Raw genomic sequence first — 24536 nt, forward strand, 5'->3', positions numbered from 1 at the left:
ATGACAATAAATAAAATAAAAAGAACAGCATTATGCCTTTCTTTACTTACGGCTTTTAGTTGTACAGATAATTTTGAGGAGATAAATACAAATCCAGAAGGTGCAACTACAGAGCAATTAGATCAGGATTATAATAGTATAAAATCTTTGTTTAAGCCAGCATTTAATCATTTGTATATTTGTGAAACTACATGGCAATACCAAATTCAGCAAAGTTTACAAGCTGATGGATGGTCAGGTTATATGACTACTCCAGTTCCTTTTGGACCGCAAAACAATCATGATTATGTTTTGAATGGCGGTTGGAATAGCTACGCTTGGGATGATGCTTATGTTAATATTATCTCGTATTTATATAAGGCAGAACAACGTTCCAAAGATAAATTTGATCAATTTTATGCTTGGTCTTTGATCTTGAAAGTTGCAACCATGCAAAGAATTACAGACATGTACGGACCAGCTGTATATTCTAAATTTGGAAAAGGAGTTGCTACTTATGATTCACAAAAAGAAATCTACAATCAAATGTTTAAGGATTTAGATTTTGCCGTAGCAGAGCTAACAAAAAGGAATACAGCGGGCGAAAAAACTGCTTTTGACGAAACTGATTTGTCACTGTATGAAGGAAAGTATGCAAAATGGACAAAATATGCCAATTCATTGCGATTAAGAATGGCGATGCGTATCTCTAAAGTTGATCCTGCATTAGCAAAAGCGGAAGCAGAAAAAGCAGTTAGTCATTCGATTGGAGTTTTTACAATAAATACTGATGCTTTAAAAATTAAATCTCCTACGGATCTTAACGTAATTGACGTTATGAGTCATAGTTGGGTTGGTTTATTTATGGGAGCTGACATGGAATCAATTTTAGGAGGTTATCAAGATCCAAGAATAGCTAAATATTGGAATACTTCAGCGGTAGAGCCAGGACAATATAAAGGAGTAAGAACAGGAATTGTATATCCTTCAGGAAGTACTTATTCTAAATTTTCTAAAACAGGTCCTAGAACTAAAACTGGGGAAATTACTTGGATGTCTACTGCAGAAGTTTATTTCCTTAGAGCCGAAGGTGCTTTAAGAGGATGGAATATGGGCGGAACTGCACAAAGTTTATATGAAGCAGGTATAAAAGCGTCATTTGAACAAAATGGTGCGGAAGGGGCTGACGCTTATATTACAGATAATACCAAGCTACCTAAAGATTACGTAGACCCACTTAATCCTGCAAATAACGCACAAGCAATTAGCAAGATTACTGTTGCTTGGGGAACTGATAAAGAAAAGAATTTAGAGAAAATTATTACTCAAAAATGGATCGCTACTTATCCTGATGGTCAAGAAGCGTGGTCAGAATTTAGAAGAACAGGTTATCCAAAATTATTCAGAATATCTAATAACCAAAGTAATGGCCTTATTAGCACGGAGCTTGGAGTGAGAAGACTAGCTTTCTCCAATTCAGAAGTTAGTAATAATAAAGAAGGAGTAGCTTCAGGAGTTGCAGCGCTAGGAGGGCTTGACAATGGAGCAACTAGACTTTGGTGGGATACCACTGGGCCTAATTTTTAAATAACAAATTAAGTTAATAAGTTAAAATGGTATAGGTATGTAAATTACTTATACCATTTTTAAAAACCACTTCTTTATAAAGTCGTATTAAACAATATAAAATGAAAATTTCTTTAGAAATTAAACCGGATATAAGTTATAAAAGTGCTGGAAAATTTGAAGACACCAGATTTGAAAAAATTCACAACGAGATTTTCAAAAGTTCAAGTGAAGCGTCTTTAATTATCGCCCAAGAAATAGCTCAATTAATAAGAGATAAGCAAGAGCAAAACCAAGCTTGTGTTCTAGGTCTAGCAACTGGTTCTTCGCCTATAAAAGTGTACGAGGAATTAGTACGCATGCACAAAGAAGAAGGACTTAGTTTTAAGAATGTGATTACATTCAACTTGGATGAATACTATCCAATGACCAAAGAAAACAGCAAGAGTTACCACTATTTCATGCACCAACATCTTTTTAATCATATTGATATTAAACCTGAAAACATCAATATTCCTGATGGAACTGTGGCTATAGGAGAGTTAAATCAGTATTGTATTGATTATGAAATGAATATTAGAAATTCAGGTGGCTTGGACTTTCAATTGCTGGGAATAGGACGTACAGGTCATGTTGGATTCAATGAGCCAGGTTCTCATATCAATTCAGGAACTAGGATCATTACCTTAGATTATATTACTAAAGTTGATGCTTCATCTGATTTTAATGGAATTGATAATGTTCCAAAGAGAGCGATCACCATGGGAGTTTCTAGCATTATGCGATCTAAAAGAATTGTACTGATGGCTTGGGGACAAAATAAAGCTGATATTATAAAAAGAACGATTCAGGGTGATATTAGTTCTGAGGTTCCTGCTACATTCTTGCAAAATCATACTAATACTACTTTTGTTCTGGATCAATCTGCGGCTTCAGAATTGACTCGATTCAAAACACCCTGGTTAGTAGGGGAATGTTTTTGGACACAGGAATTGAAGAGTAAAGCAATTGTTTGGCTTTGCCAAAAAACAAATCGAGCCATTCTCAAATTAACAGACAGAGATTACAACAATAATGGCATGTCAGATCTTCTAGCGCAAGAAGGTTCCGCTTATGATTTGAATATTAATATGTTTAATGTTTTACAACACACTATAACAGGATGGCCAGGAGGAAAGCCTAATACCGACGATTCTCATAGACCTGAAAGGGCGTACCCTGCAAAAAAACGTGTAGTTCTTTTTAGTCCTCATCCAGATGATGATGTGATTTCAATGGGCGGTACTTTTTCGAAATTAATAAAGCAAGGACATGATGTACATGTCGTTTATCAAACATCAGGGAACATTGCAGTTACTGATGACGAAGCTTTAAAATTTGCCGAGGTGGCTAATGATTTTGTTGGCGATGATGCTAGCAAAATTAATTTCCGTGCTGTTGTAGATTTTTTAAATACTAAATCAGAGAATCAATCAGATTCTTTAGAAGTTAGAAAATTAAAAGCTTTAATACGTCGTCGTGAATCCTATGCCGCAACAAGATATATAGGTTTAAAAGATGAGAACACCCATTTTCTTGACATGCCATTTTATGAAACCGGTCAGATAAAGAAAAAGCCCATAAGCGCAGCAGATATTAGTATTGTAGCAGATATCATCGAAAAAATAAAACCCCATCAAGTTTTTGCGGCTGGTGATTTAGCTGATCCCCATGGAACTCATGAAGTTTGTTTGAATGCCGTTTTTGCAGCTATGAAACAATTAAAACATAAATCTTACATGGATGATTGCTGGTTATGGTTGTACCGCGGCGCTTGGCATGAATGGGATTTACATGAAATTGATATGGCAGTACCATTGAGTCCAGACGAAGTTTTATTGAAAAAACACGCGATTTTATATCATCAATCCCAAAAAGACAGGGTGATGTTTCAAGGAAATGATTCTAGGGAATTTTGGGTTCGAGCTGAAGATCGAAATAGAAACACAGCAAAACTGTATGACGATTTGGGCTTGTCAGAGTACGAAGCGATAGAGGCTTTTAAGCGTTTTGATTATTAAAAATAACATTTAAATTTAGTTACTACTATATGAAATACTCCTTAATCTTATTATTTGTGGCTTTTATATCAAATGCCCAAATAAAAAAAGAAAATTTAAATTTGATGCCATGGCCTCAGAATATAACCATGCAAGAAGGTGTTTTTGCACTTACTAAAAATTTTAAAGTAAATATTACTGGAGATCCAAATTCGAGAATTTATGTAGGAACTACAAATTTTCTACGACGATTAGATGGAAGAACTGGCTTGTTCCTGACTCAAGGCTTTGTAACTCAATTGAACGAATTTCCGGAGGCCGAGTTGCAAATTAATTGCTCTAAAAAAGGAAAGATTGATCTCTATGAAGACGAAAGTTACCATTTAGATATTCAACCCAACAAAATTACGATTAATGCCACAAGCGATATTGGAGCCCTACATGCATTAGAAACTTTATTGCAATTATTGCAAAATGATAGTAATTCTTACTTTTTCCCGACAACCTCGATAACAGATTTGCCGAGGTTTACTTGGCGAGGTCTAATGATCGATGTAGCAAGGCATTTCCAGCCCGTAGACGTAATCAAACGAAATCTAGATGCCATGGCGGCTGTCAAAATGAATGTTTTTCATTGGCATTTAACTGACGATCAAGGTTGGAGAATTCAAATAAAGAAACATCCTAGATTAACTGCATTGGCTTCGGATGGCTCTTTCTATACTCAAGAAGAAATTAAAAGTATTGTAAAATATGCTGATGAAAGAGGGATTCTTGTTGTTCCAGAAATTGATGTTCCGGGTCATGCTTCTGCTATATTAACTGCCTATCCAGAATTGGGCAGCAAAATAATTCCTTTGACAAACGGAAATTCAGAGAAGAATAGGGAAGCAATTGCTTTGTCAACTTACGGAATCGAAAGAAATGCAGGTATTTTTAATCCAACTTTAGATCCCACGAATCCGAAAACCTATCAATTACTAAGTGAAATTTTTGATGAGGTTTGTCCATTATTTCCGGGTGCCTATTTCCATATTGGCGGCGATGAAAATGAAGGAAAGGATTGGGATTCAAACCCACGAATTCAGGAATTTAAAAAGAAAAATAAGTTGGTTACTAATCATGATCTTCAAACCCATTTTACGATGAAATTAGTTCCGATGTTGAAAAAACATGGAAAACAATTGATGGGATGGGAAGAGATTATGACAAAAGACATGTCTAAAACAGCCATTATACATTCTTGGAAAGGACCAAATGAAGGCGTGCCCGTTGGGCAATCAGTTGCAAATGCAGCAAAAAATGGTTATAAAACCGTTTTGTCAAATGGATATTATATTGATTTGATGCAAAGTGTAAATGACCATTATTTGAATGATCCAATTCCCAAAGGAAGCAATCTAACAGCTGATGAAAAATCCAGAATATTAGGTGGAGAAGCAACCATGTGGACCGAACTCGTAACTCCGCTAACGCTTGATTCCAGAATTTGGCCAAGGACTGCAGCCATTGCTGAGCGATTATGGTCTAATCAAGAGGTGGTGGATTTAAATAGTATGCATAAAAGGATGAAAACAGTATCCTTTCGACTCGAAGAACTTGGAATTACACACATTCGAAACAAACATGTAATTTTAAGAAATATAAGTAATAATCAGGAAACAAGAGCTTTAGAAGATTTTTCGAATGTATGCGAACCACTGAAAATCTATAAGCGTAATGCTGGCGGAACTGAATATCAGATGTACTCTCCTTTGACATTATTTGCTGATGCCTGTACAGCCGATGCTTCGGATGCATTAGATTTTGATAGCGCGGTAAATAAGTACTTAGAAAATAAAAATACGGAGAATCAAAAAAGGGTTACTGATTTCTTTAGAAAATGGATTGAGATGGATACAAATTTAATTGCATTAAGTGCTAATGCACCACTTGTAAAGCCGCTGTTGCCTTTATCAAAAAGTCTAAGCGATTTGTCACAGCAGCTTTTATTGGTGATTGAGATGAAACAAGTTACTAATACTACTTCTATTAAAGATCTTTTAGAAAAATGCAATTCTAAAGAACATGCTGATGTAGAATTGGCGGTTTATAATAGTTTAAAAAAGTTAATGTAAAAAAGTTTCGAAAAAGAGGAATTGAATTAGCCTTTTTTAGAACAATCTTTTCTTTATTTGGTTAAATGGTTTTGTTTAAAGAAATGATGTGGAACCTGGTAATTAATTGCCAGGTTTTTTTTAGTTTATTGAAGCAATAACAAATTCGATTTAAAAACACAGAAGAATATTGCCTTAAATAAATGATTATTTTTTCGTACTTTTGCGGAAATTTTATAAAAAGAGATACATGCTAACAATTAATAATTTATCAGTTCAATTTGGCAAACGAATTTTGTTTGACGAAGTAAATACCACCTTTACACACGGTAATATTTATGGAGTTATCGGTGCTAATGGAGCTGGGAAATCTACATTTCTTAAAATAATTTCAGGTGAAATGGACCCTACATCAGGTCATGTCCATTTAGAGCCTGGGAAACGTATGTCGGTTTTAAGTCAAAACCACAATATGTTTGATGAACATACTGTATTGGAAACCGTAATTATGGGGAACAAGACTTTATATGCTATCAAAAAAGAAATGGACGAGCTCTATTTAGATTATAATGATAAAAATGCAGATAGAATAGGTGAATTGCAAGTGCAATTTGAAGAAATGAGTGGTTGGAATGCTGATTCTGATGCCGCTGCAATGCTATCAAATCTTGGAATTGGAGAAGAGCACCATTTTACATTAATGGGAGATCTAGAGGGAAAAATTAAAGTTCGTGTCCTTTTGGCACAAGCTTTATTTGGAAATCCAGATTTACTGATAATGGATGAGCCTACCAATGATTTGGATTTTGAGACTATTGCTTGGTTAGAAAATTTCTTGGCAAACTATGAAAACACAGTAATTGTAGTATCGCATGACCGTCACTTTTTGGACTCTGTTTGTACTCATATTTCTGATATTGATTATAGTAAAATAAACCATTATTCAGGGAATTATACTTTCTGGTATGAGTCAAGCCAGTTAGCTGCAAAACAACGTGCACAACAAAACAAAAAAGCAGAGGAAAAGAAACAAGAATTAGAAGAATTTATTCGTCGTTTTTCTGCGAATGTAGCCAAGTCTAAACAAGCTACTTCCCGTAAGAAAATGATTAGTAAGTTAAATATATCTGAGATAAAACCTTCAAGTCGTCGTTATCCAGCGATTATTTTTGACCAAGAGCGTGAAGCTGGAGATCAAATTTTGAATATCCAGAATCTAAGCGCATCTATTGATGGTGAAGTTTTGTTTAAGGGTGTTGATTTAAATATGGCCAAGGGAGATAAAATTGTTTTATTTTCTAAAGATTCACGTGCCACAACTGCTTTTTACGAAATTTTGAACGGGAACCAAAAAGCGGATTCAGGTTCTTATGATTGGGGAGTAACGACGAATCAAGCTTATTTACCGGTAGAAAATCATTCTTTTTTCGAAAATGATTTGTCACTTGTAGACTGGTTGCGTCAATGGGTAAAAACAGAAGAAGAACGTGACGAAGTAAATATTCGTAGCTTCCTAGGGAAAATGATTTTCTCAGGAGAAGAAGCATTAAAAACATGTAGAGTGTTATCAGGAGGAGAAAAAGTACGTTGTATGATGTCTCGAATGATGATGGAAAGAGCTAACATATTGATGATTGATGAGCCTACAAATCATTTGGATCTAGAGTCAATTCAAGCGTTTAACAATTCATTGAAAAACTTTAAAGGATCTGTAATTTTTACAACTCATGATCATGAATTTGCTCAAACTGTGGGGAATAGAGTAGTTGAATTGACACCAAATGGAGCAATTGACAGCTATATGACTTTTGATGAATATTTAGATGATGAAAAAGTTCAAGAATTAAGAACTAAGATGTACGCTAAATAATAGCGATATAAAACTATATTTGAAACTCCTGCGACATCGTGTTGCAGGAGTTTTTTTATACCTTGATTCGGCTATTTCTTGCCAAATAATTTACTCACAACAAAGAGGATAATCGCAATGACAGCGATGACTATAAAAATACCTACACCCATTCCAGCTTTAAAAATTCCTTCAATTACAGAACATCCCGTAAGCGATAATACTACCGTTAAAAGCAGTAAAACTCTAATTATTTTATTTTGCATAATTTCTAGTATTTAGTTTAATTTTTTAGGTTTGATAAAATTAAGTAGATATGTTAAATTTATATTTACATAATTACGTATTTATGTTATACAATTATTGTAATTGTAATTTTGTTAAAATGAATTTTTAATCTCCAATTTTAATTATTAAATCCTAAATTGGAATTCGTATATTTGCAAAACCAAACACAACACATTATTATGACTCAAAAAGTATTGCTCAATTCCAAAGAAGTCAATATCATTCTGCATCGTTTGGCTTGTCAGCTAATTGAAAAACACCTCGACTTTAAAGATACAATTCTAATAGGAATTCAGCCTAGAGGAACTTTTCTTGCGGAGCGACTTAAAAAAATTTTGGAAAAGGAATATAATACGCCTGAAATAAAATTAGGCCTCTTGGATATTACGTTCTTTAGAGATGATTTTCGAAGAACCGAAAAACCATTAGAAGCAAATGAAACTAAAATTGATTTTATTGTCGAAAACAAGAAAGTAATCTTTATTGATGATGTATTGTTTACAGGCCGTAGCATTCGATCTGCCTTAACAGCGATTCAATCTTTTGGCAGACCTTCAGAAATCGAGTTACTTGTTTTAATTGACAGACGTTTTAGTCGTAATTTACCTATTCAGCCTGATTTTAGAGGGAGACAAGTTGACGCCATAAACAATGAAAAGGTAAAGGTGGAGTGGAGTGAAAATAATGGTGAGGACGCAGTGTATTTAGTGACTAATTAGAAGACTTGATTTAAGTCGGGAAGAATCTAATTTTATAAAAATAAAAATAATCGTAAAAAAATGAAAGAATTAAGCGTAGATCATTTATTAGGGATAAAATATATTAACAAGAGTGATATTGACCTTATTTTTGAAACAGCCGATCATTTTAAAGAAGTCATTAATCGTCCCATAAAGAAAGTACCTTCGCTACGAGATATTACAATTGCCAATATATTTTTCGAAAATAGTACCAGAACAAAACTTTCTTTTGAACTGGCACAAAAAAGATTATCTGCAGATGTGATTAGTTTTTCGGCAGCACAGTCTTCTGTAAAGAAGGGAGAAACTCTAATCGATACCGTAAATAATATTCTATCGATGAAAGTCGATATGGTGGTCATGCGTCATGCGAATCCTGGAGCAGCTTACTTTTTGTCTAAAAACGTGAAAGCAAGTATCATAAATGCAGGTGATGGTGCACATGAACATCCTACGCAAGGTCTTTTAGATAGTTATTCGATACGAGAAAAACTAGGTGAAGTAGGAGGTAAGAAAGTGGTAATTGTTGGTGATGTATTGCATTCCAGAGTTGCGTTATCTAATATCTATGCTTTGCAAATGCAAGGTGCCGAAGTTAAAGTTTGCGGGCCAAAAACGCTAATCCCAAAACACATAGAATCACTTGGAGTAACCGTAGAGCCAAATTTACGTAAAGCGCTAGAATGGTGTGATGTTGCTAATATGTTGCGCGTGCAAAACGAACGTATGGATGTGAATTATTTTCCTTCAACTAGAGAATATGCGCAACAGTATGGAGTTGATAAAACCTTACTTGATTCTCTGAATAAGGAAATTGTAATCATGCATCCAGGACCTATAAATAGAGGTGTGGAGATTACATCTGAAGTGGCGGATTCTAGTCAATCTGTTATTTTAAACCAGGTAGAAAATGGGGTAGCAATTAGGATGGCAGTCATCTATCTTTTGGCTTCAAAAATTCAGTAATAAAAATAAAGGTAGTATCTTAGCTATATAGAAATTTTGAAATCCCATTACAATGAAAGTAGATCAAAAAGGCCACACAATTACAATTAAAGATACTCAAGGGGATTTCACTTCTTTTTTGATGAAAGTTACGCATCAATATAAAACCTTTGAAAATCATAATATTACAATAGATCTTTTACATCATAAAGACTTAACTGTCGATGAAGTAAAATTATTCTTACCTCTTTCTAAAGAGCATAAAAAAGCAAAAAAATCATTTGTAGTTGTCGTTTCAGATTTAGATTTTAATGCTGTTCCAGATAAACTAACTGTGGTTCCTTCTTTACTGGAAGCTAATGATATTATCGAAATGGAAGAAATTGAAAGAGATTTAGGTTTTTAAAAATCATTTATTCTATTGTCTTTAATCGAAAAGTATCATTTTGAAACTAACAATACTAGGCTGTTATGCAGCTACTCCACGTACATTTACAAATCCGACGTCTCAAATTTTAGAAATTAAGAATAGATTATTTCTAATTGATTGCGGAGAAGGTACACAAGTACAATTGCGTAAAAACAAAATCAGATTTTCTAAAATTAATCATATTTTTATATCGCATTTGCATGGCGATCACTTTTTTGGCCTTATAGGTTTAGTGTCCACTTTTACATTGCTTAATCGAACTACAGATTTACATATTCACGGACCAAAAGGAATCAAAGAAATTATAAAGTTGCAGCTGCGATTGACCAATTCCTGGACGAATTATAATTTACATTTTCATGAATTAGAATCGAATGAAAGCGAGATTGTTTTTGAAGATGATAAAGTGGTTGTAAAAACAATACCGCTGAAACACCGTATTTATACCAACGGTTTTTTATTCGAAGAAAAGACCGATAAAAGAAAATTGAATACGGACGCTGTTCAGAATTATGAAATTGACAAATGTTATTATCAAAATATTAAAAACGGTAAAGATATCACCTTAGATGATGGAAGGATAATTGAAAATACACAATTAACATTCGATCCAAAACCACCATTGCGCTACGCATTCTGTTCTGACACCAAATACAATGAGGATATAATTCCAATAATAGAAGGAGTAGATGTCTTGTATCATGAATCTACTTTTTTGCAATCAGAAGAAACGCTGGCAGGCAAGACCATGCATTCCACAGCAAAAGAAGCTGCGACAATTGCTTTGAAAGCTAATGTAAAACAATTAGTTTTAGGGCATTATTCTACGCGTTATGAAAATATTAGTCTTTTTAAAGAGGAAGCAGAAACTATTTTCCCCGAAGTTCTATTAGCTGACGACGGACGTAGTTTTGACTTTTAGCCTCAGTCCGAACGATTTAACAAATAAAAGAAATAGCCTTATTTTTAGAAACTGATAGTTTAATAATAGAATCATCTTAAAAACACATAGAAATGCAAGATTTAAGCAATTATAGAAAATCGTATGAAAAGAGTGAGTTATTAGAATCTAACATTCCAGAAGATCCTATCAACCTTTTCAACAGGTGGTTCCACGAAACAGAAGGTTTTGGAGGAAATGAAGAAGTAAATGCGATGACTGTATCGACAGTTGGTCTCGATGGATTTCCAAAGGCTAGAGTTGTATTATTAAAAAAATTCACAGAAGAAGGCTTTATATTTTATACCAATTATAATTCAGAGAAAGGCAAAGCGATTGAAGCAAACCCAAATATATGTCTTTCTTTTTTTTGGCATAGTATGGAGCGCCAGGTTATTATAAAAGGAATTGCTCAAAAGACCTCAGAAGTAATCTCAGATAATTATTTTGACTCAAGACCTGAAGGAAGCAAGTTGGGAGCCCTAGTTTCTAATCAAAGTGAAGTAATTCCATCTCGCACATATCTTGAGGAAAATCTAAAGCAATTAGAAGAAGATTTTGATAGCATCGTGATTCCAAGACCACAACACTGGGGTGGTTATTTAGTTGTTCCAGTTGAAGTTGAGTTTTGGCAAGGAAGGGCTAATCGTTTACATGACAGAATTAGATATAAAAGCTTAGAAGATTTTTCTTGGAAAATTGAAAGACTATCTCCTTGATATGTAGGAAAAACGTAAAGGCTGGTGTTAAATTAATGTATTTCGTCGATTTTAATTGATTGTTTGTCGATAAAAAAAGTAGTTTTGAATTTGGAAAACAACTAATATTCAAAATAATAATAAATGAAGTAGCGGATGCTAACAAGTTTATTATTTATCTACTACAATTTTTTTATGAGATCAAAATCACTTTTAGTATTAGGCCTTATTTCGGCTATAATTACTATGAATTCTTGTTCAACAGATTCTTACGAAACACCAGAATCCATCGCATTGGATAAACAATCTCCTACTATTTCACAAACATCTACGGCAACTGTAGACTTGTATAATTATTCTTATTCTACTTCTGAAAATCAACTTGTGGATTTAATTAATGCGCACAGAGTTAGCATTGGTTTACCTGCATTAGTTAAAGCGAATTATATTTCCTTAAAGGCGGAAGGTCATAGTAATTATATGATTAGTACAAGTATGCTAAGTCACAATAACTTTACAGTACGTGCCGAAGATATAATGAAAACTCTAGACGCTCAATCAGTAGGTGAAAATGTTGCATATAATTCTAGTACAGCACAAGCTGCTTTTGATGCTTGGATGGCAAGTCCAGGACATAAAGCGAATATTGAAGGCGCTTATACAAATTTTGGTGTCTCAATTAGAGTGGATTCTGCAACTGGAAGAAAATACTACACCAATATTTTTGCAAAGATGTAAATCATAATTTTATTTAATAAAAATACTGTCTCTTTAAAAATAGACGGTATTTTTTTATCCTAAAAGTGTAAAACATTTTTATTTAAATATAGATTTTGAAATACTATCTTTTTGAATCTGGATGAGCTATTCATTTAGAAGTTAAAAAAGTCAATTACAAGAGTGAAATTTAGATTTCCAAAATTATATTCTTTAATAAGCTAGTTCAGTATTTCTTTTGAAAAAGTAAGAAAAATTACAAGTATTTTTAATAATGATGTAGTTCGTCGATTTTTTTTGTTTGTTTAACGGAATTGTATGTATGTTTGAGGAGAATTAGAACACAATTAAGATACAACATTAAAGAAGTTTGCCCCACAATCTACTTTAAACTTAAACTACTGAATTATGAAAAAAATTTTACTTCCTACAGTACTATTATTAGCGGTAATATTTACTTTGAACTCTTGTTCTTCTGACTCTTCTGAAGTAACGCCAGTAGAAGCTCAAACTCAAGTAGTAGTAAATTATACATATTCTCCAATTGAGTTAGAAACCTTAGCACTAATAAATGATTATAGAGTAAGTGTTGGTCTTAATGCCTTAGAGAAAATTAATTACATCTCTGCGAAATCAGAAGTGCATGATAATTATATGATCACTAATAATGTGGTTAATCACGATGGTTTTGTAGACCGTTCTGATAAAATTATAAAAAATCTTGGAGCAAAAACAGTGGGTGAAAATATAGCATACAATTACAATACGCCTGAAGCTGCAGTAGCTGCATGGTTAAAAAGTCCAGGTCACAAAGAAAATATAGTTGGAAATTATACTCATTTCGGAATTTCTATCAGAGAAAATTCGGTAACTGGTAAAAAATATTACACTAACATCTTTGCGAAAATATAAGTAGATTATTTTTTTAATGAGGCTGTTGTTCCCAAATCGCAGCCTCTTTTTTTTACTTCAATAATTTTTTTTCAAATTAGAGGCTGCTGTCCCCAATAGCAGTCTCTTTTTTTTTGTTCGTTTCCCGAATAATAGTATCACTTTAAGTAATTATAGTTAATGAATTATAATCGATGCTTTTCTATAATAATTAGTCATAGAGGATCGTAAAGTATTGCAATTTTAAAATAGAATAAATTGGCAAAGTGACATCAACACAATATCTTTGGAGCAATCAAAATAAAGATAAAATGACAACCCATCTCGCACTGCTTCGTGGTATAAACGTTTCTGGTCACAACATGATTAAAATGGATGCGCTAAAAACAACTTTGGAAAACATTGGTTTCACAAAAGTGCAGACCTACATTCAATCAGGGAATGTTTTTGTAACTACTGAGGAAGAAAGCGCTCTCAAAGTGGGTTTTATCATCAAACAGGAACTTTTTAAAGTTTTTGGCGGTGATGTACCAGTGATCGTTATTAATGCGGCTGACTTACAAGCTTGCTTCACCAATAATCCCTTTTTGAAAGAAAAAGAAGTAGACACTAAGAAATTATATGTTGCTTTTGTATCGAAAGAACTTGGGTCTGAAAACATCAATGATTTGAAAATTAGCCAATTTAAACCCGACGAAGCTTATTTAGATGGCAATCGAATTTTTATTAAATACGCCGTTGGAGCTGGAAAAACGAGACTTGATCAAAAATATATTGAGAAAAAACTAAATCTTACAGCAACCATAAGAAACTGGAATACCGTGACACATTTGTTAAAGATGTATGAAGAAATGGTTTAATTTGATTGAGATTGAAACCTTTTGAATTAGTAGATTATCGACTTATTTTTCTTAAAATTCTACATTAATAGTATCCCAAACTCCGAATCATTTGATTTCGGAGTTTTTTTATGTTGGCGATAAGCCAATAAAAAAGGAATTATTAATTGATTTCTTATGATAGTATTCAGAGGAGTATTGGATTTTTTGTTTTAATTTTATTGATAAATTGCGTAAAAGTTAATTTTGTAACTGTCTTAAATAGAAATTATTGAATGTGCTATGTTAAACAATTAATACTTCACTACAAGGATTTGGAATAACACTAGAAGGAGGTTTGAAATTCTATTTCTTCTACGAAAGATTTGAAAATATATAAAAATAGTAATATGGAAGCAGATGCGAGAACGATTATTTCAGTTGAAACTATGATTAACGCACCCGTAGAAACGGTATGGAAGAACTGGATCACGCCCGAGAATATTGTTGTGTGGAATGTAGCTTCAAAGGATTGGCATACACCCTACGTAGAGAATGATTGCCGAATGGATGGTAAATTTCGTTATAGGATGGAAGCCAAAGACGGTAGTACGGGTTTTGATTTTATTGGTAAATATGAAGAGGTTAAAATATACGAGCAAATTACATACACTATAGAAGACGGAAGAAAAGTAAAAATTATTTTCACATCTGAAGATAATCAAACCAAAGTAATAGAATTATTTGAAGCAGAAACTGAAAACTCTATCGAATTACAAAGAGAAGGTTGGCAAGCTATTTTGGATAATTTTAAAAATTATGTCGAAATCCGATTGGAACAAATAAGTGCATCAAAATGGAAGATCTAAAATTAGTACTGCCATAGATTCTACTCCGAATCCTCTAGGTCTTCGGAGTTTTTATTACGATCACTATTTTTCTATTAAATCACAATACCAAAATCCGAATTCAAATGCGTCTGTGGAATCAGTATCGCAAGCGCTATTTGAAGCAACCGTTTTTGGTTTCTCGTATTTTCGATACACGATTTCGCCAACTTCAAAATCAATTGGTTTTGCGAATATAGGTCCATCAAAAGTAAAAGTGTGAAATTCACCGTTTTCGCCACAAACATCTACATTTTCTGGTAAATCGTTTATAAAATTTTGATCGATAAGGCGTCCTACAAAACTTTTATCGAGATAACGCTCGTTAACGCAAACAACGATGGTTTTAAACCCTAGCGCAATGAATTCCTTTATCAAATCATGAGTTGGTACTTTCCAAAGCGGAAAAACACCTATCAATCCCATTGTGGCTAATTTGTCTTCTCTGTATTTACGGAGATCATCCAAGAAAATATCACCAAAAACAGAGTGCGTTACGCCTTGCTTCTTCAGTTTTTCAAGTGTATTCTCCATGACACTTTCATAAGCTTCCATAGTGGGCATTTCTGGAATTTGCATAATTTCTAGCGGTAATCCTATGCTTTTAGCCTGTTGCTTTAGTAATTCTATGCGCACGCCATGCATGGAAACACGCTGAAATTGCTCGCTGACGCTCGTTAGCAAGCAGTGTTTTTCAAATTCTGGGTCTTTTAAAATTTTATATAGGGCGAGAGCAGAGTCTTTTCCGCTACTCCAGTTAAATAAGGCAATCTTTTTCAATGTATTTTGGGTCAAAATTTATGTCTACAAACTTACAAAATTACTTCTATTTGTTTCTGAATCCTTTGTAACTTTGGGTTTTACTTCTTAAATTTTCTTGAATGAAATATCTGTTTCTTTTACTATCCACGTTGGCTTTCGCCCAACAAACAAAATACGTTGATTTCAAATCGGTTTCCGGTCAAATCAGTTTAGATCCTAAAGAAAAATCGGTTGCGGGTTCTGTCAATTATTGGTTGGAGGTTTTAATGCCTATTGATACTATAAAAATAGATGCGCAAAACATGAGTTTTACAAAGGTAAAACTGAATAACAAAGACGTGGGCTTCATAAATTCTGAGAAGCAATTGCTAATCATCTTTCCGTTTAAAAAGGGTAAAAACGAAATCAGTTTCGAATATAAAGCAACACCAAAGCAGGCTCTGTATTTTGTAGGTTCTGATGCAGCAGATGATTTACAAATATGGACGCAGGGACAAGGGAAATATACAAGTCATTGGTTTCCTAGTTTTGATGATGTGAATGAAAAAGTGATTTTTAGTATGGAACTGGTTTTTAATCAGGATTATCAGGCAATTTCAAATGGAGTACTGACTCATAAAACAACGAACGGCAATAGTTCATCATGGCAATATAAGATGGAAAAGCCCATGAGTTCTTATTTGCTGATGCTTGCCATTGGTAAATTTGATAAATATACAGAGAAAACAAAATGTGGAACCGAATTAGAATTGTATTTAGAAAAGAATCATGCAGATAGATACGAAGCAACGTATCGGTATTCTGCTAGAATGTTTGATTTTCTGGAGAAAGAAATAGGAGTGAAGTATCCTTGGAAAGTTTATAAGCAAATTCCGGTTCGTGATTTTCTATATGCCGGAATGGAAAATACCTCGGCTACCCTTTTTTCAAGTAGGTATGTGGTCGATTCTACAGGTTTTGAAGATCGCAATTATATCAATGTCAATGCCCATGAACTGGCGCATCAATGGTTTGGAGATTTTATCACCGCCGAAAGTGGAAAACATCATTGGTTGCAAGAAGGATTTGCTACTTATTATGCCTTACTTGCCGAACGGGAAATCTATGGCGACGATTATTTTTATTCTAAGTTATATGAATCAGCACAGCAAATTAAATATGCTTCTAGAACCGACTCGATTCCGGTGATGAATGAGAAAGCAAGTTCCTTAAGTTTTTATCAAAAAGGGGCTTGGACATTATTCGTTTTACATGAGGCAATAGGCGACAAAGCATTTAAAAAAGTCGTGCGTCGCTACTTAGAAAAATACGCTTTTCAAAACGTAACCACAGCTGATTTTTTCCGGGAAGTTAATAGAGTATCTGATTTCGACACCAATAATTTAAGTAAAGTTTGGCTTGAATCAACTGTTGTTAGTAATAATGAAATCAATGAGTTATTGGGTAAAAATAAAACCACCAGACTTTTATTAGAATTAGATATCCTAAAGAAAAAACCATTAGCTGAAAAATCAGCGTATATGGCAGAGCTCCTTACATCAGACGTGTATTATACGGTAAAGGAAGCGCTTGTTAACCAACTTAAAAGCGAAAAATTTGAAGCTAAAAAACAGTTATTGGAATTGGCTTTAGCTACTAATAACATCCCAGTTCGTCAGGCTGTAGCCAATACAAATTCAAAAATCCCAGAAGATTTTAGATTACAATATGAGACTTTGTTAGATGATAAATCCTATCAAACGCAGGAAATAGCGCTGTTCTATTTATGGAATAATTTTCCCAAACATAGATCAAACTACTTGGAGAAATCTAAAGACTGGGTTGGTTTTAGTGATAATAATCTAAAGACATTATGGTTATCACTGGCGGTATCAACGCCAGAATATGATGCAGACAAAGCATCTTTAATAGCGGAATTAATCAATTATTCTTCACCTAAATTTGAAGCAATTACACGTCAAAAAGCTTTAGAAAAGCTGATTGCTTTCCAACTAATTAATGCTGCTGTTTTAAAGAATTTAGTAAACGCGACTACACATCATATGTGGCAATTCTCTAAGTTTGGAAGAGATAATATTCGAACAATGTTAAAAAACAAGGAAATGGTGATTTCATTTGAGAACTTAGTGTCTCAACTAGATGAAAAAGAAGAATTCCAGCTAAAGAGACTTTTAAAGGAATTGCAATAGATGATACCGTAATTATTATCGCTGCTTTATTCAAATAAAAAACACAACATTTTTATACTACCAAAGCTGTCCTACCTCATCTTTTATAAAAGCCAAAGCGGCACTACTAGGAGATGGTTTTTCTAATAAATCACTTAGAACTAATTCTCGTAAACCATCAGCATTTGTTACTTTTTCGTTTGCGGCAGCTAATCGAATCATCTGAATTGTTGCATTTTTGGCTGTAACAATAATGGACCAACAACGTTCCGAAATATAAATTTGTTGGGCGAGATTATGCTCAAATTCTTGCTCTATCTGTGCAATTACAAAATTTCTATAGTCATTTTTATCTTCAGAAAGAGGGCTGATTCTTACCATCAATTGCGAAGGGTTAATACGCTCCATAAACAAAGTCATACGCTCATAAGCCTGCAGGCGAACGGGCAATGTCGATGCTTGATTGTCTTTTTGCAACAACCATCTTCGGGTATTTTGTTGGTCTTTAAAATGAGAATTAAATAAAAAATAGGCAACACCACCTGTAATTAAAGATGGAAGAGTATAGGCAATTATTTCAACGATAAGAGGAGAATTCATTTGTTTTCAATTTGGTAAAGCAAAAATATACTTTTTGGAGATAAATTCACATGAATTGTAATGGAATGTATCTACGGAGTAGTACTTTTGCAAAAAATATTACTTTTTCAACAAGGTTTAGTGTCTCATCATTTTATTTCGTGCCATTAATGGAGGTTTATATCATTGTTTTTCTTTGTATTGCTGCTTTTGCAGCAGGTCTTATTGATGCCATAGTAGGTGGCGGTGGACTTATTCAAACGCCCGTTGGGCTAATATTATTACCTAATTTACCGGTTTCTACCGTAATTGGAACCTTGAAAATCCCAGCCTTTAGCGGAACTTCATTTGCGGCTTATCAATACTTGAAAAAGGTAGATATGAACTGGAAATTGCTGTTTATTATGATGGGACTGGCCATGCCTTCAGCATTTTTAGGGTCTGCTTTATTGACTTATATGAGCAATGACTTTATGAAGCCTTTACTGCTTTTCATTCTTTCACTTTTGGCAATTTACACCTATGCTAAGAAAAATTTCGGACAGCACGTGGAGAGAAATATTTCCGAAAGAACTCAGATTTTAAATGCAATCATCATCAGTTTTGTAGTTGGTTTTTATGACGGATTTATTGGTCCGGGAACAGGAAGTTTCTTTGTGGTCGCTTTTATCGCTTTGATGGGGTTTGATTTTCTTCAGGCTTCTGCCAATGCTAAAATGGTTAATCTAGCGACAAATTTTGGTTCGATCTGCTTGTTTATGATGAAAGGAAAAATTATTTGGGCTATTGCTTTGCCCATGGCTGCAAGCAATGCGCTTGGGGGATGGCTCGGCGCTAAACTGGCTATAAATAAAGGGAATGGGTTTATTCGCATTTTCTTTTTGATTATCGTTGTGGGTACCTTGATCCGTTTTGCTTATGATGTCTTTTGGATCTAAGAATACACTCAAATAATGCAGTCTCAACTTTTCTAATAAGAAAAAAATGAAGCGGTTTTAAGGGAAATTTCAGCCGTTGTACTGTTTTTAAAGCGAAAATAATTTAGAATAGAAAAACCTTCGAGTTACAGGGTCATTTATCAAATTGATATGATTGAGAATAATTATAATATAAAATGAAAATCAAAAAAGAAGTTCGATTATTACCCGAAAAAAACAAATCAATTGCGACTATTTTAGCTTTTGCATTAGTCCCTTTATCGGGATTAGCAACAGATATTTACTTGCCTTCGATGCCTCAAATGGGTATTTCGTTAAACACCAGTGAAAGCAATATTCAACTTACGTTGATGCTTTTCTTAGTAAGTTATGGCTTAACGCAAATTGTAGCGGGTAGTCTATTAGATGTTTATGGAAGATACCGCTTGTCGCTACTTGCTTTACTTCTCTTTATTGTAGCGAGTTTAGTGATAGCGACCACCGATAGTATTTGGGTGATTTATTGCATGCGTGTTTTACATGGCATTTCTGTAGCTTTTATTGCCGTCGCTAAGCGTACTTTGTTTGTCGATATCTATGAAGGCGCAAAACAAAAAAGCTATTTGAGTATTATGACTATTGTCTGGTCTGTAGCGCCTATTGTCGCTCCCTTTATCGGCGGATATCTACAATATGGATTCGGATGGCGTTCTAATTTTTACGTTTTGGCATTTTTTGGATCTATAATGCTAATTTTAGAGCTGATATTTTCTGGGGAAACTTTGAAAACTAGAAAAAAAATGGAAATAATTGCAATTAAAAACAGCTATTCTGAAATGCTGCAACGGAAAGATTTTAGATATGGCTTGCTTATGTTAGGAATTTCGTATGGAGCAGTAATGTTTTATGGTCTGAGTGGTCCTTTTATTCTGGAACATGAGTTGGGTTATTCAGCAATTGTAACGGGATATGTTTCATTGTTTCTAGGAGCAGGCTGGATGACAGGTGGGTTTCTATCGAAAGCATTAATTAGCAAACCGTTAGTGAGTAAATTAAGAGTGGCTAATTACATTCAGTTTGCTCTGGTTTTAACCATGATGTTAAGTGCTCCATTTCTAAGTAACTTATTCACGATAGCTATTTTTGCTTTTTTAATTCATATTGCGGCAGGCTTCACTTTTAGTGTTTATTTTCCGTACTGCCTGAGTAGTTTTCCTCAATATGCAGCTACAGCGGGAGGATTAACAGGTGGAATAACCTATGTGCTTACTTCTCTTTTTAGCTATGGGGTCGCGTATCTCGTTCAGGCAAATACACAATTTGGACTTGCAGAAGGATATTTACTTTTAGTTGTTGGTGGATTTTTTACTTTAATATTGATAGGAAATAATTTTAAAAAGGCGCAAAATGAACAAGAAAGCAAACTGAATTTGCAGCAATGTAACAAGTAAAATCTAACATTTATAGATAAAGTAGATTTAGCTTACTACACGAAAATATAGAATGCCTATTATTTCGTGCAACTTTACTTTGTTTGTGAAATTAGTGCAATACCTAACTTTCTATGCCTGTAATTTTTCCCTGTAAAGCATTAATCGAATAAGTACCTCGGATTTCGATTTAAAACTCCTTTTTAATTCTTAAATTCTTATTTTTGCATAAATAGATAATTTCCATGCAAAAATACATTTCCCAACTTAACGAAGCACAACGCGAACCGGTCTTGCAAAAAGACGGTCCTATGATTATTATTGCCGGTGCTGGTTCAGGTAAAACACGTGTTTTAACGATTCGTATTGCCTATTTAATGCATCAAGGAATCGACGCTTTCAATATTTTGTCGCTAACTTTTACCAATAAAGCAGCACGTGAGATGAAAAAACGGATCTCTGATATTGTGGGATCTAGTGAAGCCAAGAACCTTTGGATGGGAACGTTTCACTCTGTTTTTGCTAGAATTCTGCGCTCTGAAGCTCATTTGTTAGGATATCCTTCTAATTTCACGATTTACGATTCACAGGATTCGCTACGTGCTATTTCTGGAATTATCAAAGAAATGCAATTAGATCGCGATGTTTACAAACCCAAACAGGTTTTAAGCAGGATTTCGAACTTTAAGAATAGCTTAATTACTGTAAAAGCATACTTCAATGATCCGGATCTTCAAGAAGCGGATGCGATGTCCAAAAAACCTCGTATGGGGGAATTGTATCAAAGTTATGTAGACAAATGTTTCAAATCTGGGGCAATGGATTTTGATGATTTATTGCTAAAAACCAATGAACTATTGACTCGTTTTCCAGAGGTACTGGCGAAATATCAAAACCGTTTCCGTTATATCCTTGTGGATGAGTACCAAGATACAAATCACTCTCAATATTTAATTGTTCGTGCTTTATCAGATAAATTCCAAAATATATGTGTGGTTGGTGACGATGCCCAAAGTATTTATGCTTTCCGTGGTGCTAACATCAATAATATTTTGAATTTTCAGAAGGATTATGAAGGGGTGCAAACCTTTCGATTAGAACAAAATTATCGTTCGACAAAAAATATTGTGGAAGCGGCAAATACCGTTATAGATAAAAATAAAACTAAACTGGATAAAATCGTTTGGACCGCTAATGATTTTGGTCCAAAGATAAAAGTGCATCGCAGTATGACTGATGCTGAAGAAGGTCGTTTTGTAGCTGGAACGATTTTCGAACAAAAGATGCAAAACCAAATGAATAATGGTGCTTTTGCTATCTTATACCGCACCAATGCGCAATCTCGTGCGATGGAGGATGCGCTAAGAAAAAGAGATATTCCGTATCGAATTTATGGAGGTTTGTCTTTTTACCAAAGAAAAGAAATTAAAGATGTGCTTTGTTATTTGCGATTGGTAATCAATCCAAAAGATGAAGAAGCGTTGATGCGTGTGATCAATTATCCGGCGCGAGGCATAGGAAATACTACGATCGAAAAATTAATGGTCGCAGCCAATCATTATAAAAGATCAATTTTTGAAGTGATGCAAAACATTGATAAAATTGATTTGAAATTAAATTCTGGAACCAAACAGAAACTATTAGATTTCGTAACCATGATTCAAAGTTTTCAGGTGATTAATGAAAATCAAGATGCTTTCTACTTAACGGACCATGTTTCTAAAAAAACAGGATTGGTTCAGGAATTGAAGAAAGATGCCACACCCGAAGGAATGGCCAAAATCCAAAATATAGAAGAATTATTAAACGGAATCAAGGATTTTACCGAAGGCCAAATAGAAATTGATGGTGCTCGTGGTGCTTTATCTGAATTCATGGAAGACGTAGCTCTAGCCACCGATTTAGACAAAGATACTAGCGATGAAGATCGTGTTGCCTTAATGACAATACATTTAGCAAAAGGATTAGAGTTTCCTCACGTTTTTGTGGTAGGAATGGAAGAAGATTTGTTTCCAAGTGCCATGAGTATGAGTACCAGAAGCGAACTTGAGGAAGAACGCCGTTTGTTTTATGTAGCCCTGACAAGAGCCGAACATCAGGCGTATTTGACCTATTCGCAATCCCGTTACCGCTGGGGTAAATTGACTGACAGTGAGCCTTCTCGTTTTATCGAAGAAATTGATGGACAATATTTAGAGTATCTCACTCCCGCAGAAAATAATTACCGATACAAACCCATGATTGATAGTGATATCTTTGGGGATGTGGATAAGTCTAAATTGCGTTTGGCCAAACCAGCCAACGGAACACCTCCACCACAAATTAAGGGGAATGCTGTTAATCCTGAAATAAATATTCGTAAATTGAAAGCTATTTCCAATAATGGAAGTTCAGGAACTGCTAATTTATTCGACAATAAACTGGTTGCTGGAAATATGGTTATGCACGAACGCTTTGGCAAAGGGCAAGTAATCAATATTGAAGGAGTAGGGGCTGATAAAAAGGCAGAAATTAAATTTGATGTGGGCGGTATAAAAAAATTATTATTGCGTTTTGCAAAATTGGATATAATAGGATAATAAATTTTGTTTCATACTATTTTGTGCGTCTGTTCGAGTGTTTTTTGTGTAGCGTAGCGGAACACAAAATGTATCGAGAACTGTATTATTAAAAGCGGTTTACAAAATGATATTATGAAACAGTCCTTTGTATATATATTAAAATGTTCTGACAACTCTTATTATACGGGGGTAACTAGTAATTTGGCTCAAAGAATATTTCAACATGAAAAAGCTTTTTATCCGGATTGTTATACGGCAAATAAAAGACCTCTAACATTGGTTTATTATTGTGAATTTACAGACATTAATTTTGCAATAGATATTGAAAAAAAAATTAAAAAATGGTCTAGGGTAAAAAAAGAAGCATTAATCAACGAAGAATATGACAAACTGCCTAATTTAGCAAAGAAAAAGTTTATCAATCAACCTAAAGATTTGTAAGTTAAAAATAAAAGGTATTCAAATTAGTGATATAACTAATTTTTAAAACGCTTCTCGATACTATTTTAATTAGTATAGCTTTCGCATTACTAATCAAAATCACTCGAAGAGACGTGCGAATCACTATAAAACAAAACAAAATGGCACAATTTATAAAAATATACGAAGATAAACCTAACGAAGCGGCTATAGCCAAAGTAGTAAAGATTTTAAGAGATGGTGGTTTAGTTATCTATCCAACAGATACGGTGTATGGTTTGGGGTGTGACATTACAAACACAAAGGCTTTAGAGCGCATAGCTAAGATTAAAGGGATAAAATTAGAAAAAGCAAATTTTTCATTCATTTGCCATGATCTAAGCAATATTTCTGACTATGTAAGACAAATAGACACGGCAACTTTTAAGTTATTAAAAAGAGCTTTGCCAGGACCTTATACCTTTATTTTACCAGGAAATAATAATTTACCTAAGGAATTTAAGAAGAAGACTACTGTAGGAATACGTGTTCCAGATAATTCGATCGCTCTGGAAATTGTACGTCAATTAGGGAATCCTATTGTTTCCACTTCTATTAGAGACGATGATGACGTGATTGAATATACTACTGATCCTGAGCTTATTTTTGAAAAATGGCAAAATCTAGTTGACATGGTTATTGATGGTGGCTACGGTGATAACGTAGGTTCTACTATAATTGACCTATCAGGAGATGAACCAGAAATAATAAGAGAAGGAAAAGGAAGTTTAGATATTTTGTAGTAAGCTGCTTTTGTTTTTAGAAATGTAAGCATAA

The 24536-nt window shown here is 34.0% G+C and carries 22 protein-coding genes; 19 read left to right on the plus strand and 3 right to left on the minus strand.

Translation table 11 applies throughout. The features are described from left to right. From E0F98_RS05220 to E0F98_RS05235, 4 genes are all read left to right on the plus strand, one after another. Entirely contained in the window at positions 1-1566 is a 1566-nt protein-coding gene (locus tag E0F98_RS05220; RefSeq protein ID WP_132109559.1) for a RagB/SusD family nutrient uptake outer membrane protein, read from the plus strand. Between the two features lie 101 nt (positions 1567-1667). Continuing rightward, complete coding sequence (gene nagB / locus E0F98_RS05225; protein WP_132109560.1) at positions 1668-3605, plus strand: glucosamine-6-phosphate deaminase; 1938 nt, start codon at positions 1668-1670, stop codon at positions 3603-3605. Between the two features lie 29 nt (positions 3606-3634). After that, positions 3635-5701, plus strand: a complete 2067-nt coding sequence (locus E0F98_RS05230; protein ID WP_132109561.1) for a beta-N-acetylhexosaminidase — start codon at positions 3635-3637, stop codon at positions 5699-5701. A gap of 229 nt (positions 5702-5930) precedes the next feature. Next, positions 5931-7550 (plus strand): ABC-F family ATP-binding cassette domain-containing protein, encoded by a 1620-nt coding sequence (locus tag E0F98_RS05235; RefSeq protein WP_132109562.1) that lies wholly within the window; start codon positions 5931-5933, stop codon positions 7548-7550. A gap of 71 nt (positions 7551-7621) precedes the next feature. Here E0F98_RS05235 and E0F98_RS16015 read toward each other — a convergent pair whose 3' ends face one another. After that, positions 7622-7795, minus strand: coding sequence for a hypothetical protein (locus E0F98_RS16015; protein ID WP_165929287.1), 174 nt, complete (start codon positions 7793-7795; stop codon positions 7622-7624). A 201-nt stretch (positions 7796-7996) separates the two neighbouring features. Between E0F98_RS16015 and pyrR the strand changes: the two genes are divergently transcribed. The 9 genes from pyrR to E0F98_RS05280 all read left to right on the plus strand — a co-directional run bounded on the left by pyrR (position 7997) and on the right by E0F98_RS05280 (position 14865). Further along, positions 7997-8536, plus strand: coding sequence for a bifunctional pyr operon transcriptional regulator/uracil phosphoribosyltransferase PyrR (pyrR, locus tag E0F98_RS05240; RefSeq protein ID WP_132109563.1), 540 nt, complete (start codon positions 7997-7999; stop codon positions 8534-8536). Between the two features lie 60 nt (positions 8537-8596). Further along, positions 8597-9523, plus strand: a complete 927-nt coding sequence (locus E0F98_RS05245) for an aspartate carbamoyltransferase catalytic subunit (RefSeq protein WP_132109564.1) — start codon at positions 8597-8599, stop codon at positions 9521-9523. A gap of 52 nt (positions 9524-9575) precedes the next feature. Further along, complete coding sequence (locus E0F98_RS05250; RefSeq protein WP_132109565.1) at positions 9576-9908, plus strand: ribonuclease Z; 333 nt, start codon at positions 9576-9578, stop codon at positions 9906-9908. A 40-nt stretch (positions 9909-9948) separates the two neighbouring features. Beyond that, complete coding sequence (locus E0F98_RS05255; RefSeq protein WP_132109566.1) at positions 9949-10854, plus strand: ribonuclease Z; 906 nt, start codon at positions 9949-9951, stop codon at positions 10852-10854. Positions 10855-10946: 92 nt separating this feature from the next. After that, positions 10947-11591 carry a pyridoxamine 5'-phosphate oxidase gene (gene pdxH, locus E0F98_RS05260; protein ID WP_132109567.1) on the plus strand — a complete coding sequence of 215 codons (645 nt, stop codon included), beginning with the start codon at positions 10947-10949 and terminating at the stop codon, positions 11589-11591. Between the two features lie 174 nt (positions 11592-11765). Then, complete coding sequence (locus E0F98_RS05265; protein ID WP_132109568.1) at positions 11766-12308, plus strand: CAP domain-containing protein; 543 nt, start codon at positions 11766-11768, stop codon at positions 12306-12308. 387 nt (positions 12309-12695) lie between these two features. After that, positions 12696-13199: a CAP domain-containing protein gene (locus E0F98_RS05270; protein WP_132109569.1), complete on the plus strand. Its 504-nt coding sequence runs from the start codon at positions 12696-12698 to the stop codon at positions 13197-13199. Between the two features lie 290 nt (positions 13200-13489). Then, positions 13490-14038 (plus strand): DUF1697 domain-containing protein, encoded by a 549-nt coding sequence (locus E0F98_RS05275; protein ID WP_132109570.1) that lies wholly within the window; start codon positions 13490-13492, stop codon positions 14036-14038. A gap of 368 nt (positions 14039-14406) precedes the next feature. After that, a complete protein-coding gene (locus E0F98_RS05280) occupies positions 14407-14865 on the plus strand; it encodes an SRPBCC domain-containing protein (protein WP_132109571.1) in 459 nt (152 codons plus the stop codon). A gap of 63 nt (positions 14866-14928) precedes the next feature. Here E0F98_RS05280 and E0F98_RS05285 read toward each other — a convergent pair whose 3' ends face one another. Beyond that, positions 14929-15663, minus strand: a complete 735-nt coding sequence (locus E0F98_RS05285; protein ID WP_132109572.1) for a Dph6-related ATP pyrophosphatase — start codon at positions 15661-15663, stop codon at positions 14929-14931. A 101-nt stretch (positions 15664-15764) separates the two neighbouring features. Between E0F98_RS05285 and E0F98_RS05290 the strand changes: the two genes are divergently transcribed. Continuing rightward, the gene (locus E0F98_RS05290; RefSeq protein ID WP_132109573.1) at positions 15765-17834 is read left to right on the plus strand and encodes a M1 family metallopeptidase; all 2070 of its coding nucleotides are present in this window, start codon (positions 15765-15767) and stop codon (positions 17832-17834) included. Between the two features lie 57 nt (positions 17835-17891). Here E0F98_RS05290 and E0F98_RS05295 read toward each other — a convergent pair whose 3' ends face one another. After that, positions 17892-18413 (minus strand): DUF7935 family protein, encoded by a 522-nt coding sequence (locus tag E0F98_RS05295; RefSeq protein WP_132109574.1) that lies wholly within the window; start codon positions 18411-18413, stop codon positions 17892-17894. A gap of 149 nt (positions 18414-18562) precedes the next feature. Here E0F98_RS05295 and E0F98_RS05300 point away from each other — a divergent pair, with 149 nt between their 5' ends. From E0F98_RS05300 to E0F98_RS05320, 5 genes are all read left to right on the plus strand, one after another. Next, entirely contained in the window at positions 18563-19330 is a 768-nt protein-coding gene (locus E0F98_RS05300) for a sulfite exporter TauE/SafE family protein (protein ID WP_132109575.1), read from the plus strand. A 176-nt stretch (positions 19331-19506) separates the two neighbouring features. Then, entirely contained in the window at positions 19507-20760 is a 1254-nt protein-coding gene (locus E0F98_RS05305) for an MFS transporter (protein ID WP_132109576.1), read from the plus strand. 224 nt (positions 20761-20984) lie between these two features. Next, positions 20985-23318 (plus strand): ATP-dependent helicase, encoded by a 2334-nt coding sequence (locus E0F98_RS05310; protein WP_132109577.1) that lies wholly within the window; start codon positions 20985-20987, stop codon positions 23316-23318. A 114-nt stretch (positions 23319-23432) separates the two neighbouring features. After that, the gene (locus E0F98_RS05315; RefSeq protein WP_132109578.1) at positions 23433-23741 is read left to right on the plus strand and encodes a GIY-YIG nuclease family protein; all 309 of its coding nucleotides are present in this window, start codon (positions 23433-23435) and stop codon (positions 23739-23741) included. Positions 23742-23881: 140 nt separating this feature from the next. Continuing rightward, positions 23882-24502, plus strand: coding sequence for an L-threonylcarbamoyladenylate synthase (locus tag E0F98_RS05320; RefSeq protein WP_132109579.1), 621 nt, complete (start codon positions 23882-23884; stop codon positions 24500-24502). The last annotated feature ends 34 nt before the right edge of the window (positions 24503-24536 follow it).

It is taken from the genome of Flavobacterium hiemivividum (assembly GCF_004349145.1).
Classification (GTDB): Bacteria; Bacteroidota; Bacteroidia; order Flavobacteriales; family Flavobacteriaceae; genus Flavobacterium; species Flavobacterium hiemivividum.

Coding starts and splice junctions, on each gene's coding strand:
- E0F98_RS05245 (WP_132109564.1), top strand. CDS start 8,597: ATGAAAGAATTAAGCGTAGATCATTTATTAGGGATAAAATATATTAAC.
- E0F98_RS05280 (WP_132109571.1), top strand. CDS start 14,407: ATGGAAGCAGATGCGAGAACGATTATTTCAGTTGAAACTATGATTAAC.
- E0F98_RS16015 (WP_165929287.1), bottom strand. CDS start 7,795: ATGCAAAATAAAATAATTAGAGTTTTACTGCTTTTAACGGTAGTATTA.
- E0F98_RS05290 (WP_132109573.1), top strand. CDS start 15,765: ATGAAATATCTGTTTCTTTTACTATCCACGTTGGCTTTCGCCCAACAA.
- E0F98_RS05250 (WP_132109565.1), top strand. CDS start 9,576: ATGAAAGTAGATCAAAAAGGCCACACAATTACAATTAAAGATACTCAA.
- E0F98_RS05315 (WP_132109578.1), top strand. CDS start 23,433: ATGAAACAGTCCTTTGTATATATATTAAAATGTTCTGACAACTCTTAT.
- E0F98_RS05220 (WP_132109559.1), top strand. CDS start 1: ATGACAATAAATAAAATAAAAAGAACAGCATTATGCCTTTCTTTACTT.
- E0F98_RS05235 (WP_132109562.1), top strand. CDS start 5,931: ATGCTAACAATTAATAATTTATCAGTTCAATTTGGCAAACGAATTTTG.
- E0F98_RS05275 (WP_132109570.1), top strand. CDS start 13,490: ATGACAACCCATCTCGCACTGCTTCGTGGTATAAACGTTTCTGGTCAC.
- E0F98_RS05265 (WP_132109568.1), top strand. CDS start 11,766: ATGAGATCAAAATCACTTTTAGTATTAGGCCTTATTTCGGCTATAATT.
- E0F98_RS05300 (WP_132109575.1), top strand. CDS start 18,563: ATGGAGGTTTATATCATTGTTTTTCTTTGTATTGCTGCTTTTGCAGCA.
- E0F98_RS05270 (WP_132109569.1), top strand. CDS start 12,696: ATGAAAAAAATTTTACTTCCTACAGTACTATTATTAGCGGTAATATTT.
- pyrR (WP_132109563.1), top strand. CDS start 7,997: ATGACTCAAAAAGTATTGCTCAATTCCAAAGAAGTCAATATCATTCTG.
- nagB (WP_132109560.1), top strand. CDS start 1,668: ATGAAAATTTCTTTAGAAATTAAACCGGATATAAGTTATAAAAGTGCT.
- E0F98_RS05230 (WP_132109561.1), top strand. CDS start 3,635: ATGAAATACTCCTTAATCTTATTATTTGTGGCTTTTATATCAAATGCC.
- E0F98_RS05295 (WP_132109574.1), bottom strand. CDS start 18,413: ATGAATTCTCCTCTTATCGTTGAAATAATTGCCTATACTCTTCCATCT.
- E0F98_RS05310 (WP_132109577.1), top strand. CDS start 20,985: ATGCAAAAATACATTTCCCAACTTAACGAAGCACAACGCGAACCGGTC.
- E0F98_RS05305 (WP_132109576.1), top strand. CDS start 19,507: ATGAAAATCAAAAAAGAAGTTCGATTATTACCCGAAAAAAACAAATCA.
- pdxH (WP_132109567.1), top strand. CDS start 10,947: ATGCAAGATTTAAGCAATTATAGAAAATCGTATGAAAAGAGTGAGTTA.
- E0F98_RS05320 (WP_132109579.1), top strand. CDS start 23,882: ATGGCACAATTTATAAAAATATACGAAGATAAACCTAACGAAGCGGCT.